Genomic DNA, 13,451 nt, shown 5'->3' on the forward strand with positions numbered 1-13,451 from the left:
AAAGAGAATAACCGTATGGCAAAAGAAGTAAATTTGACCGAGGAACTGAAAAAGCATTTCGGATTCGATACCTTCAAAGGAAATCAGGAAGCGATCATCAAAAATTTACTCGCCGGGAAAGACACCTTTGTATTGATGCCTACCGGAGGAGGTAAGTCGCTTTGTTATCAACTACCGTCCCTGATTCTCGACGGGACGGCCGTCGTCATTTCGCCTTTGATTGCATTGATGAAAAACCAGGTCGATGCCATGCGCAACTTCAGCGCCGAAGACGGTGTGGCTCACTTTATAAACTCCTCGCTCAACAAAGCGGCAATCGATCAGGTCAAGAGTGATATATTGTCGGGAAAAACCAAATTGCTGTATGTCGCACCCGAGTCGCTTACCAAGGAAGAGAATATCGACTTTTTGCGTCAGGTAAACATCTCGTTCTATGCTGTCGACGAGGCGCACTGTATCTCGGAGTGGGGGCACGACTTCCGTCCCGAGTATCGCCGCATACGACCCATCATCAACGAGATCGGTGTGAAACCCGTTATCGCCCTCACGGCCACTGCCACCCCCAAGGTGCAGCACGATATCCAGAAGAACCTGGGCATGCTCGATGCCACGGTCTTCAAGTCGTCGTTCAACCGGCCCAACCTCTACTACGAGGTACGTCCCAAGACGGCGAATATCGACAAGGATATAATCAAATATATCAAGTCGCAGGAGGGGAAGTCGGGCATCATCTATTGCCTGAGCCGCAAGAAGGTGGAAGAGCTGGCCGAACTACTGCAGGTGAACGGGATACGGGCGTTGCCCTACCACGCCGGTATGGACTCGGCTACCCGTACGCAAAACCAGGACGCATTCCTGTTGGAAAAGATCGACGTTATCGTCGCCACGATAGCCTTTGGCATGGGCATCGACAAACCCGATGTGCGCTATGTCATACACTACGATATACCCAAGAGCCTCGAGGGCTACTATCAGGAGACGGGACGTGCCGGTCGTGACGGAGGTGAAGGCCAATGTATAACATTTTATATCAACAAAGACTTGCAGAAACTCGAGAAGTTCATGCAGGGTAAACCCCTGGCCGAGCAAGAGATAGGCAAACAGTTGCTGCTGGAAACCGCAGCCTATGCCGAGTCGTCGCTCTGCCGCCGCAAGATTCTGCTGCACTACTTCGGTGAGGAGTATGAAGAAGACAATTGCGGAAATTGTGATAATTGCCTAAATCCTAAAAAACAAGTGGAAGCAAAAGATCAACTTTGTGCGGTTCTTGAAACTATCATTGCACTGAAAGAGAAATTTAAAACCGAATATGTTATCGATGTCCTGCTGGGCAAAGAGACCAGCCAGGTGCTCTCGTATCAGCACGAAGATCTGGAGGTCTTCGGTAGCGGACAGGGCGAAGACGAGCGTACGTGGAATGCCGTAATCCGTCAGGCATTGATAGCCGGTTATATCAGTAAGGATATTGAAAACTATGGATTGTTGAAGGTGACCAAAGCCGGACACGCATTCCTGAAGAATCCGGTATCGTTCAAGATTGTGAAGGATGTCGATTTCGAAGAGATGGAGGAAGAGGTACCCATGAAGGGCGGAGCTGCCTGTGCGGTAGACCCCGAGCTGTACGCCATCCTCAAAGACCTGCGCAAGAAGATTGCCAAGCGGCTCGAGTTGCCGCCCTACGTCATCTTCCAGGACCCGTCGCTCGAAGCCATGGCCACGACCTATCCCATCACCCTCGAGGAGTTGCAGAACATTCCGGGTGTGGGTGCCGGCAAAGCCAAACGATACGGCGAGGAGTTCATCAAGGTCATCAAGGCTCACGTCGAGGAGAACGAAATCGAGCGTCCCGAAGACCTGCGCGTGCGCACCGTAGCCAACAAGTCGAAGCTGAAGGTCTCGATTATCCAAGCCATCGACCGCAAGATTGCCCTCGACGAACTGGCCGAGTCGAAGGGGCTCGACTTCAGCGAGCTGCTCGACGAAATCGAGGCCATCGTCTACTCGGGCACGAAGATTAACATCGATTACTTCCTGCGCGAGATTATGGACGACGAGCACATCGACGACATTTTCAACTACTTCAAGGAGAGCGAGAGCGACAGCCTCGAGGATGCCATCGAAGAGTTTGGCATGGAATACAGCGAGGAGGAGATACGGTTGATTCGTATCAAGTTCCTCTCCGAGATGGGAAATTGATATAACCAGCGTTACGATACAAAGGGGCGACTCGATACACGGGCCGCCCCTTTCTGTATCGGTACCGGCTCTGCTCGCGCCGGTCGGTGGGAGCGGTCGGGGCACCCTGTTCGACTCTCTTTGGAGCGAACAATAAATAATAAAAAAATCTGTCGAAGCTCTATAATAGCTTGCAAAAAATTTTTATCTTTGCATGCAATAAAATTCTAATGAACTTCATTATGTCATTTGTTGCAGAAAAAGTGGTGATGGACGGATTAACCTTTGACGATGTATTGTTAATCCCCGCTTACTCCGAAGTCCTCCCTCGTGAAGTCGAGCTCTCGACACAGTTTTCACGAAATATCCGATTAAATATTCCTTTAGTTTCGGCGGCCATGGATACCGTTACCGAAGCACAGTTGGCAATCGCTATCGCTCGCGAAGGCGGCATTGGCGTGATTCATAAAAACATGAGCATCGAGGCCCAGGCCCGGCAGGTACACGCCGTGAAACGTGCCGAGAACGGTATGATTTACGACCCCGTGACCATACGTTGCGGCTCTACGGTGCGCGAAGCATTGGCGATGATGAGCGAATACCACATCGGTGGTATCCCCGTAGTCAACGAAAACAAGATACTGGTGGGTATCGTTACCAACCGCGACTTGCGGTTTGAGCGCGATCTCGACCGTTTGGTCGACGAGGTGATGACCAAGGAGAACCTGGTTACAACCTCGCAGTCGACCGACCTGCAGCAGGCTGCCGACATCCTCCAGAAATACAAGATCGAGAAGCTGCCCGTAGTCGACAAGGAAGGGCATCTCGTAGGACTGGTAACCTACAAGGATATTACCAAAGCCAAGGACAAACCGTTTGCCTGCAAAGACAAGCTGGGCCGTCTGCGCGTAGCTGCCGGAGTGGGCGTTACCGTCGACTCGATGACCCGTGTCGACGCCCTGGTCGAGGCAGGTGCCGATGCTATCGTCATCGATACGGCACACGGTCACTCCAAAGGTGTGATTGGCGTATTGAAAGATATTAAGGCCAAATATCCCGACATCGATGTCGTTGTGGGCAATATTGCCACTGGCGAGGCTGCCCGTTACCTGGTCGATGCCGGAGCCGACGGTGTGAAAGTCGGTATCGGTCCGGGTTCCATCTGTACGACCCGCGTTATTGCCGGTGTGGGTGTGCCTCAGCTGTCGGCCGTATATGATGTGGCCAAGGCTCTGAAAGGTACGGGTGTACCCTTGATTGCCGACGGTGGTATCCGTTACTCGGGTGATATTGTCAAGGCGCTGGCCGCCGGAGCCTACTCGGTGATGCTGGGTGGCATGCTGGCCGGTGTGGAAGAGTCGCCGGGCGAGACCATCATCTTCAACGGCCGTAAGTACAAGTCGTACCGCGGCATGGGTTCGCTCGAAGCCATGGAGAAGGGTTCGAAAGACCGTTATTTCCAGGCCAACGAAACCGATACCAAGAAGCTGGTACCCGAGGGTATCGCCGCCCGTGTCCCCTTCAAAGGCTCGCTCTACGAAGTGGTTTACCAGATGGTAGGCGGTCTGCGTGCCGGTATGGGCTATTGCGGTGCCAAGGACATCGAAGCCCTGCACAACGCTAAATTTACCCGTATCACCAACGCCGGTGTAGCCGAGAGTCACCCCCACGACGTGACCATCACCAGCGAGGCTCCCAATTACAGCCGGGGATAACGGAGTGAAATAGATTTTTGCGAAAAAATGATACACTATTTTAGCGGTTGCCATATAATTTTTCTATCGTTGCAGCGTTAAAATAGTGTATTATTTTTTTGATAACTTGAGCCCGCAAGGGTCTCGATAAAAACATAACGCATAACACAATGAAAAACAAATGGCTTGTAGCGGCTTTGCTTGCCGGTAATTCCTGGGCCTGGGTCTTGGCTGCCGATGTAGACCCGGTCATTATGAGAGTAAACAACAAGGATATTCACAAATCGGAGTTCGAGTATATCTACAACAAGAACAGCCAGCAGCAAATCGACCAGAAGTCGCTCGACGAATACGTTACGCTATTTAAGAACTATAAACTCAAGGTGGCCGAGGCCGAGGCTCTGGGCATCGACACGACCGCCGCTTTCAAAAAAGAGTTGGCCGGGTATCGCGACGAGTTGGCCAAGCCCTATCTCATCGATTCGTCGGTCGACGAGAAGTTGGCCCGCGAGGCTTACGACCGCATGAAAGAGGATGTAGAGGTTAGCCACATCCTTATCGGCCTCAATGCCCGCACTCCCGAGGAGCGTGCAGCCGCACGGCAGAAAGCCGACTCGATATTGAACTGCATCAGAGACGGTCAGGACTTCGGTGCTCTGGCCGAGAAATACAGCGAAGACGGTTCGCGCCAGAACAAAGGCTATTTGGGATTCATCAGTGGCGGCCGCACCGTCTATCCGTTCGAGAAAGCCGCATTTGCCCTGCAGCCGGGCGAGGTGTCGGACGTGGTGGAGACCCAGTTTGGCTACCACATCATCAAGGTACACAGCCGTCGGCCCAACCCCGGTGAGTTTCTCTTTGCACACATCATGGTGCTGGTTCCCCGCAACGCTTCCGACGAGGTGAAGAAACAGAAAGAGGCCGAGATTCGTGCCATCTATGCCGAGTTGAAGGCCGGGGCCGACTTTGCCACGCTGGCCAAGGAGCGCTCGGAGGACAAAGGCACGGCCGTACGCGGCGGTGAGTTGCCCTGGGTAAGCAGCGGTCAGTTTGTCAAAGAGTTTGAAGATGCCGGTTTTGCCCTCAAGAACAAAGGCGACATCTCCGAGCCCGTGCTCTCGCCCTATGGCTGGCACATCATCAAGTTGCTCGACAAGCGGGGTATCAAGCCCTTTGAGCAGATGCGTTCGGAGATTGCCCGCATGATGACTCGCGACGAGCGGGGCGGCATGGCTCGCAATGCCATGGTGGCCAAGTTGAAGACCGAATACAATTTCGCACTGGTCGAGGCTCAGCAGGAGAAACTGATGAAGCTGGCCCAGGAGATGGGTAAGGTCGATTCGTCTTACATCGCAGCCATTCACAACGACCAGAGCCAACTCTTCTCGTTCCAGGGTCACACCTATACCGTAGCCGACTTTGCCAAGTTCTTGCCCAAGGGTCGCGACGTGACTCGCAACGTGTCGGACTACATCTCGGCCATGGTCGGTTTCATGGTCGACCGCGAGATTCTCGATTACGAGAAGAGCCGTCTCGAGGAGAAATATCCCGACTTCCGCAACCTGATGAACGAATACCGCGACGGCATGCTGCTCTTCGAAGTGAGCAACCGTGAGGTATGGGAGAAGGCTTCGCAAGATACCGAAGGCCTGCAGAAGTTCTTCAAGAAAAACAAGAAAAAATACAAATGGGACAAACCGCACTACAAAGGGTTCCTTATCCAATGTAGCGACGATACCACCGCCACGGCCATCAAGAAACAGTTGAAGAAACTCGATGCCGACTCGGTAATCGTGGTACTCACCCGCGAGTTCAACACCGACTCGCTCACCCGGGTGAAGGTAGAGCGCGGCCTCTTTGTCGAGGGCGAGAATGGTTGGGTAGACCAACTGGTATTCAAGGGCGCTCCGGCCAAGGCCGACGAGAAACTGCCGGTAGCCTTCGTGTCGGGCAAGCTGTTGAAGAAATATCCCGAGGCTTATACCGACGTACGCGGTCAGGTGACGGCCGATTATCAGAACTATCTCGAGAAGGTATGGGTCGAAAACCTCAACAAGAAGTACCCGGTAGAAATAAATGAAGATGTTCTAAAAACCGTTAACAAGCAATAGCAAGTGGTTATTTAGTCGTATTTTAGCAGACGATTAACCACGGCGCTCGGCAACATGTATAAAGTATCGACAACACTATTCGCTGCAATCCTTTCGGCATGCCTTTTCACGGCGTGCCGAAGTGGGTTACGGACCGATGAAGATTCGCTGGTGCAGGTGGGCGATGCCATCCTGTCGCGCCACGAGGTTGTCGAGGCCATGCCCGAGGGACTTTCGCCTGCCGATAGTGCCGAGTTTGCCGAGCGTTACATACACCGCTGGATCGACGACGAGCTGCTCTACGAGGTAGCTCGCAAGAATGTGCCCGACCTGGAGCGCATCGACGCACTGGTCGAGCGATACCGTCGCGATCTGGTCATCTTCGAGTACCGCAAGCGGTTGTTGAGCGAGCGGGCCGACAAGGAGATCGACGAGCAGGAGATGCTCGACTATTACGAGAAAAACTCCGATATGTTCCGCTTGCGCGAGGCTATTCTCAAAGGTCTCTTTCTGAAGGTCCCCGAGAATGCTCCCAACATCGGGCAGTTGAAAAAGTGGTATTGTTCGCCCAAGTCCGACGGGGTGGAGAAGATTGAGAAGTATGCCTTGAAAAATGTCGTTATCTACGACTACTTCTACGATCGTTGGGTACCCTTTGAAGAGATTGTGAGCAATATCCCCTACGAGTTCGGCGACCCCGAAACCTTCTTGAAGAGTCACCGCAAGCTCGAGTTCAACAAGAACGGCTACTGGTATCTGCTCAACATTACCGAGTACAAGGCTCCGGGCGAGGTGATGCCCTACGATTTTGCCAAGACTCAGATACAGGAGATTCTGGCCAACAGCAACCGGCTCGACTTCAACCGGGAACTGGAGGAGAATCTCTACAACGACGCCGAGAAATCGGGCGAAATAAAATGGTTATATCCGCGAGAGCAATCTCTGCGAGACGATAGTATAAAATAAGATTTTTGAATTATGCGTAAACTTACTGATTGGCTTTTGTTTTTCGTATTGGCAGTAGCGGTGTCTCTGCCGGTTTTTGCCGATGACGACGACAACGTCATCGACGAGGTCGTATGGGTCGTAGGCGACGAGGCCATCTACAAGTCGGAGGTCGAGGAGCAGTACCGCCAGATGCAATATGACGGGCAGCGTATCGACGGCGATCCCTATTGTGTGATACCCGAGCAGCTCGCCGTGCAGAAACTCTTCCTGCACCAGGCCAAGCTCGACACCATTACGGTGCCCGACGCCACTGTTTTCCAGCAGGTCGAGGCCCGTATCAACTACCTCATTGCCAACATCGGTTCCAAGGAGAAGATGGAGGAGTATTTCAAGAAACCCGTTACCGAGATTCGCGAAGAGCTGGCCAATATCATTCGCGACCAGGGCACGGTGCAGGAGGTACAGCGCACGCTGGTCAAGGATGTGAAGATTACCCCCGCCGAGGTGCGTCGCTTCTACAACCAGTTGCCCTCCGACAGTATCCCCTATATCCCCTTGCAGGTCGAGGTGCAGATTATTACCCTCAACCCCAAGGTTCCCCAGCAGGAGATTGACAACGTGAAGGCCCGGTTGCGCGACTTCAGCGACCAGGTGAACCGCGGCGAACGCGACTTCTCGACCCTGGCCGTGCTCTACTCCGAAGACCGGGGTACAGCCATGATGGGCGGCGAGATGGGCTTTGTGAGCAAGAGTAACCTGGTGCCCGAGTTTGCCGATGTGGCCTTCAACCTGAACGACCCGAAAAAGGTGTCGAAGATTGTCGAGACCGAGTACGGCTACCACATCATCCAGCTCATCGAGAAGCGGGGCGACCGCATCAATGTGCGTCACATTCTGCTGCGTCCGCATGTATCCGAAAAGGATATAACCGATGCGTTGGAACGTCTCGACTCCCTCCGTACCGACTTGGTCGACAACAAGAAGTTTTCGTTCGACGAGATTACCCAATTTGTTTCACAAGACAAGGATACCCGCAACAACAAGGGGTTGATGGTGAATCCCCAGACCGGTAACCCCAAGTTCGAGATGGGGCAGCTCCCGCAGGATGTCGCCAAGGTGGTGGCCGACATGCAGGTGGGCGACATCTCGAAGCCCTTTGTGATGACCGACGAGCGTAAGAACAAAGAGGTGGTGGCTATCGTGAAACTGAAGAGCCGCATCGAGGGACACAAGGCCAACATGTCGGACGACTATCAGACCCTCAAGGCCATCGTGGAGGAGAAGAAGAAAACCGAAATCCTGAACGAGTGGCTGGCCAAGAAGCAGAACGAAACCTACATCCGCATCAAGGACGGGTGGCGAAACTGCGAATTTAAATACGACGGTTGGATTAAGAATTAAGCGCCTATGGGGCACGATAAGAACAGAAATATGGATAACCAAGGTAAGAGGCATAAAACGCTGGCAGGTGTTTTATGCCTGCTTGCTGTTGGTATGTGGGCTGCTACGACTACGCCGCAACGGCCTTTGCCGCCGCGCGACGACCCTAACAAGGTCTATCTGCTCAACAGCGACGAACTCACCTTCGACAAGGAGCAGAGTGCCGACTACCGGGTGTTGCGGGGCAATGTGGTATTCCGCAAGGACAGCATGTACATGTATTGCGACAGTGCCTATTTTTATGAAAAGGACAACTCGCTCGATGCCTTCGGCAACGTGCACATGGAGCAGGGCGACACCCTCTTTATCTACGGCGATGTGCTCTACTACAACGGCAACGAGCAGATAGCCCGCCTGCGCGAGAATGTGCGCATGGAGAACCGCGACGTGACCCTCTTTACCGATAGTCTCAACTACGAGATGATACCCAACATCGGCTACTATTTCGACGGGGGCAAGCTGGTCGACTCGCAAAACGAACTCTCGTCGGTCTACGGCCAATACTCGCCCGACACGAAGCAGTCGGTCTTCAACTTCGACGTGCAGCTGATTAACGAGAAGTACACTCTCTACTCCGATACCCTCGAGTACAATACCCAAACCAAGATAGCCGACATCGTGGGCCCTTCGACCATCGTCTCGGACAGCAACATCATCTATTCGACCGCCGGCTGGTACAACACCGAGACCGACAAGTCCATGTTGCTGAAGCGCTCGCTGGTCACCTCGAAGGGGCAGAGCCTCACGGGCGATACCATCTACTACGACCGCCGGTCGGGCTTCGGCGAGGTCTTCGGCAATATGGTGCTCAACGACTCGGTACGCTCCATCATCATGGAGGGGCAGTATGGCTTCTACAACGAGCGCACCGAATATTCGTTTGCCACCGACTCGGCCCGGGTGCTCGAGTTTTCGCGAGGCGACACCCTCTACCTGCACGCCGATACCCTCAAGTCGCACCTCATTTTGCCCGACTCCACCCGTCTGCTGCAGGCCTATCACGGCGTGCGGTTCTTCCGGGTCGATGCCCAGGGGGTGTGCGACTCGATGGAGTTCACCTCGGCCGACTCGTTGCTGCACATGTACAAACTGCCCATCATCTGGAACGAGAACTACCAGATAACGGGCGACACCATACGCATACACATGAACGACAGTTCGGTCGACTGGGCCTATATCCCGGCCGCCGCCTTTGCTACTCAGCACAAGGATTCGGTCTTCTTCGACCAGGTGTCGGGTAAGACGCTGAAGGCCTGGTTCGACCAGGGGCAGTTGCGTCAGGTCGATGTGAGCGGTAACGCCCAGACCATTTTCTACCCGCAGGAGCGCGACTCTACCCTCACGGGGCTCAACAAGGCCGAGAGCGGATTCCTCACCATGTATCTGAAGAATCAGCAGATGGAGAAGATTATCATCTGGCCACAGCCGCAGGGCAGCATGACGCCCATGGAACAGGTGAAGCCCGACCAGCTCTATCTGCCCGCCTACAAGTGGTACGACGAGCTGAGGCCGACGAGCCCCGACGACATCTTCCGCAAGCCCGAGGTGAAGACCGAGGTGGTCGAGGAGGAGAAGAAGCATCGGTTCAGTCATTAGCGAGAGGAGGTTTTATGAGTGATATTATACATTTGTTGCCCGATTCCGTGGCCAATCAGATAGCCGCGGGCGAGGTGATACAACGGCCGGCCTCGGTCATCAAGGAGCTGGTCGAGAATGCGGTCGATGCCGGTGCCACTGCGATTCAGATCGTACTGAAGGATGCCGGCCGCACCCTTATTCAGGTAATCGACAACGGCAAGGGCATGTCGCCCACCGACGCCCGGCTCGCTTTCGAGCGCCACTCGACCTCCAAGATACGCAAGGCCGAAGACCTTTTCACCTTGCACACCATGGGTTTCCGCGGCGAGGCGTTGGCCTCGATTGCCGCCATTGCTCAGGTTGAGTTGCGTACCCGCCGCAGCGAGGACGAGGTGGGCACCTGCGTCCGCATGGCTGCCTCGCAATGCGAGGGGCAGGAGTCCGTCTCCACGCCCGTAGGCAGCAACTTTTCCGTGAAGAATATCTTTTTCAACGTGCCGGCCCGTCGCAAGTTCCTCAAGTCGAATCAGGTGGAGCTGAGCAACATCCTGAGCGAGTTTGAGCGTATGGCCCTCATCAATACCCAGGTGGCCTTTACCCTCACGCACAACGATACCGAACTCTTCGACCTGCCGGCCTCCAACCTGCGCCAGCGCATCGTGGCCCTCTTCGGGAAGAGCCTCAACCAACAGTTGCTCTCGCTCGATACCTCGACTTCGCTGGTCAAGATCTCGGGCTATGTAGGCCGGCCCGAGTCGGCCCGCAAGCGGGGAGCCCTGCAATACTTTTTCGTCAACGGGCGTTACATGCGTCACCCCTATTTCCATAAGGCGGTGACCATCTGCTACGAAAATCTGGTACCGGTAGGCGAGATGCCCAACTACTTCATCAACCTCACGGTCGAGCCCGAAACCATCGACGTGAACATTCATCCCACGAAGTCGGAAATCAAGTTCGAGAACGAGCAGCCTATCTGGCAGATTCTTTCGGCTTCGGTCAAGGAGGCGTTGGGCAAATACAGTGCGACACCCACCATCGACTTCGACATGGAGGATGCCCCCGAGATTCCCACCTCGAAACCGGGAGCCCATGTGGTACCTCCCACGGTGCAGGTCGACAAGTCGTACAACCCCTTCCGATCGGGTGGGGGAGGCACGTCGGCCAAGCGGCCCCAATACGACTGGCAGCAGCTGTACAGCAGTTTCAACAGCGCCGGCGGAGGGGAGAGTCTGACTCCCGATACCGACGAGGTGGTGCCTTCGAAGGTCGATTTCTCGGGCGGTTACGTGTCGCGTCTCTCCGACGAAGAGCCTAAAGCCCCTCAGGAGAGCGGTATCTTCCCCGAATTTGAGTCGAAACTGAACCAAAGCGGGCGGCCCGTGTTGCAGTTGAAGGGTCGCTACATTGCCGTGCCTACGGCCGACGGTCTGATGATTGTGGACCAGCATCGGGCTCACGGCGTGATTCTCTTCGAGCGTTTCATGGCGGGCTTCTCGTCGCGCGAGATGGCCTCGCAACGTATCCTCTTCCCCGAGATGATGCAGCTCACCGTTTCGCAGGCCGCCGTCCTGCGGGAGATTTGGGACGACTTGACGGCCTTGGGATTCGACCTGGCCGATATGGGGCAGAACAGCTATTCGGTCAATGCCGTACCCGCCGGGATAGAGGGGGTCGATGCCTGCGACCTGATAGGGCAGATGATTGCGACCGCCTCGGAGAAGGAGCACGACGCCAAAACCTCCCTGCAGCAGCGCATCGCCTGGACGCTGGCCGAGGCTGCCGCCGTGCCGGTGGGGCAGACGCTCTCGAAAGAGGAGATGTCGACGATGGTCGACGACCTGCTTTCGCTCAAGACGCCGGCCTATACCCCTGCGGGGAAGACGGTCTTTGTCGTCATTTCGCATGACGAGTTGCAAAAACGATTCAACTGACTAAATAGCCGAACCTATGCTGGTATTGTTGTCACCGGCCAAGACCATGACCGGAAAGTGTAAGATCGAGGTGCCCGCCGTGACGGAGCCCCTCTTTGTGGACGAAGCTACCCGGATAGCCCGGGAGATGGTGGGTTACTCGGTCGACGAACTGACTGCGATGCTGGGTGTGAGCCGCTCGCTGGCCCTGCAGACCTGGGAACGGTACAACGCCTTCCTCTCGCCCGAGACGTCTGCGGTGCCTTCGCTGCTGGCCTATACGGGCATTGTCTTCCGTTACCTCTCGCCGGCCGATTTCACGGCGGCCGACTTCACCTATGCCCAGGACCACTTGCGCATCGCCTCGGCCTGCTATGGGCTCACCCGTGCTCTCGACGGCATCAAGCCCTACCGCATGGAGTATACCGTGGAGCTCCCCTCGACGGGTTGCCCGCTGGATGCCTACTGGCGCCCCCGCATAACCGACCGGCTCATTGCCGACGTGCAGGCTGCCGGCGGCATTCTGGTCAATCTGGCCAGCCGCGAAATACAACAGTCGCTCGACTGGCCGCGCCTCAACCGCGAGGTGCGGGTGGTTACTCCCGAGTTCAAGGTGAGCAAAGGCGACACCCTCAAGACCATTGTGGTCTATGCCAAAATGATGAGGGGAGCCATGACCCGTTTTATCTTGAAAAACAGACTCACGACTCCCCAGGAGTTGGAGGCCTTTTCGGCCGAAGGTTTTCATTTTTCGCCCCGTCATTCGACGCCCGACAATCCCCTATTTATCGTGTGAGGGGGCCCTTGCGCGTCGCTTCCCGGAGGCGAGGCTATATTCTTTTTAGATAAACAGCTCGGGCTCTTTGCGCACCTCGCATGCCTTTTTCAGCATTCGGGTCGAGAGGGCCACTTTCAGTTTGCTCACTTTGCGGGCCTGGTGCGGACACACCGCGATGCACCTCATGCACGAGATGCACTTCTTGGTGTCGGTCTTCTGCGGATTGTCGAGAGGAATGGCACCCACCGGGCACAAGGCAGCACAGGTGCCGCACCGATTGCAGTCGCGGGTGGCGTGCGGCTTGAGGGGCACGCCGTTGTAGGGCTTGTAGTCGGGGTTGCCCTTTACCTCGATGGGGGCGGGGATACCGCCCTTCACCCGCTTGAGCTTGTCGACTATCTGTGAGGCAAACCGTTTCAGCACCTCTTCGTCGGAGGCATCGGGGCGGCCGGTGGCGTAGACGTGCATGATGGAGTGCTCGGCAATGCAGGCGATACCGGCAACCGGGCGGAAGCCGTTCGACTCCAGCGCCGACTTCAGTTCGAGCAGGGCATCGTCGTAGTCGCGGTTGCCATACACGACCACGGGAATCGCCGGGGTGTCGTGCCCCGTGATTCCTTTCAGTCGTTCGATGGCAATGGCGGGAACCCGTCCGCCGAATACGGGCACTGCTGCCAGCAGCACTTCGTCACGTCCCAACTCGAGGGGCAGCCCTTCGGCTTGGGTTTTCGAGAGGTCTATCTCGACGGCCTGCGGGTCTATGGCCCTCCCTATGATTTCGGCAGCCTTGCGGGTACCGCCCGTAGGGCTGAATAGTGCGATATACATAATCTGTCTT

At 55.4% G+C, this 13,451-nt stretch carries 9 protein-coding genes; 8 read left to right on the top strand and 1 reads right to left on the bottom strand.

Features of this window, described 5'->3' with window-relative positions; genetic code table 11:
• The first annotated feature begins 15 nt into the window (after positions 1-15).
• The 8 genes from recQ (at position 16) to Q1K76_RS09610 (ending at position 12,631) form a co-directional block, all read left to right on the top strand.
• On the top strand, positions 16-2,196 hold the full coding sequence (recQ, locus tag Q1K76_RS09575) for a DNA helicase RecQ (protein ID WP_087407651.1): 2,181 nt from the start codon (positions 16-18) through the stop codon (positions 2,194-2,196).
• Positions 2,197-2,417: 221 nt separating this feature from the next.
• Positions 2,418-3,890: an IMP dehydrogenase gene (guaB, locus tag Q1K76_RS09580; protein ID WP_258326977.1), complete on the top strand. Its 1,473-nt coding sequence runs from the start codon at positions 2,418-2,420 to the stop codon at positions 3,888-3,890.
• Positions 3,891-4,039: 149 nt separating this feature from the next.
• Positions 4,040-5,980, top strand: coding sequence for a peptidylprolyl isomerase (locus tag Q1K76_RS09585; protein WP_087407650.1), 1,941 nt, complete (start codon positions 4,040-4,042; stop codon positions 5,978-5,980).
• A gap of 54 nt (positions 5,981-6,034) precedes the next feature.
• Positions 6,035-6,925, top strand: coding sequence for a peptidylprolyl isomerase (locus tag Q1K76_RS09590; protein ID WP_087407649.1), 891 nt, complete (start codon positions 6,035-6,037; stop codon positions 6,923-6,925).
• A 12-nt stretch (positions 6,926-6,937) separates the two neighbouring features.
• Positions 6,938-8,308 (top strand): peptidylprolyl isomerase, encoded by a 1,371-nt coding sequence (locus Q1K76_RS09595; RefSeq protein ID WP_087407648.1) that lies wholly within the window; start codon positions 6,938-6,940, stop codon positions 8,306-8,308.
• A 30-nt stretch (positions 8,309-8,338) separates the two neighbouring features.
• Complete coding sequence (locus Q1K76_RS09600) at positions 8,339-9,943, top strand: OstA-like protein (protein ID WP_300132882.1); 1,605 nt, start codon at positions 8,339-8,341, stop codon at positions 9,941-9,943.
• Between the two features lie 14 nt (positions 9,944-9,957).
• Positions 9,958-11,856: a DNA mismatch repair endonuclease MutL gene (gene mutL / locus Q1K76_RS09605; protein ID WP_258326975.1), complete on the top strand. Its 1,899-nt coding sequence runs from the start codon at positions 9,958-9,960 to the stop codon at positions 11,854-11,856.
• 16 nt (positions 11,857-11,872) lie between these two features.
• A complete protein-coding gene (locus Q1K76_RS09610; RefSeq protein ID WP_300132886.1) occupies positions 11,873-12,631 on the top strand; it encodes a YaaA family protein in 759 nt (252 codons plus the stop codon).
• A gap of 45 nt (positions 12,632-12,676) precedes the next feature.
• On the opposite strand, the gene Q1K76_RS09615 is transcribed toward Q1K76_RS09610, so the two are convergent.
• Entirely contained in the window at positions 12,677-13,441 is a 765-nt protein-coding gene (locus Q1K76_RS09615; protein ID WP_300132888.1) for an EFR1 family ferrodoxin, read from the bottom strand.
• Positions 13,442-13,451: the final 10 nt, after the last annotated feature.

This window comes from uncultured Barnesiella sp. (assembly GCF_946496565.1).
Lineage (GTDB): Bacteria > Bacteroidota > Bacteroidia > Bacteroidales > Barnesiellaceae > Barnesiella > Barnesiella merdigallinarum.

Excerpts from the sequence above, each read along its gene's own strand:
- mutL (WP_258326975.1), top strand. The coding sequence starts at position 9,958 with ATGAGTGATATTATACATTTGTTGCCCGATTCCGTGGCCAATCAGATA.
- Q1K76_RS09595 (WP_087407648.1), top strand. The coding sequence starts at position 6,938 with ATGCGTAAACTTACTGATTGGCTTTTGTTTTTCGTATTGGCAGTAGCG.
- Q1K76_RS09610 (WP_300132886.1), top strand. The coding sequence starts at position 11,873 with ATGCTGGTATTGTTGTCACCGGCCAAGACCATGACCGGAAAGTGTAAG.
- Q1K76_RS09585 (WP_087407650.1), top strand. The coding sequence starts at position 4,040 with ATGAAAAACAAATGGCTTGTAGCGGCTTTGCTTGCCGGTAATTCCTGG.
- recQ (WP_087407651.1), top strand. The coding sequence starts at position 16 with ATGGCAAAAGAAGTAAATTTGACCGAGGAACTGAAAAAGCATTTCGGA.
- Q1K76_RS09600 (WP_300132882.1), top strand. The coding sequence starts at position 8,339 with ATGGATAACCAAGGTAAGAGGCATAAAACGCTGGCAGGTGTTTTATGC.
- Q1K76_RS09615 (WP_300132888.1), bottom strand. The coding sequence starts at position 13,441 with ATGTATATCGCACTATTCAGCCCTACGGGCGGTACCCGCAAGGCTGCC.
- guaB (WP_258326977.1), top strand. The coding sequence starts at position 2,418 with ATGTCATTTGTTGCAGAAAAAGTGGTGATGGACGGATTAACCTTTGAC.
- Q1K76_RS09590 (WP_087407649.1), top strand. The coding sequence starts at position 6,035 with ATGTATAAAGTATCGACAACACTATTCGCTGCAATCCTTTCGGCATGC.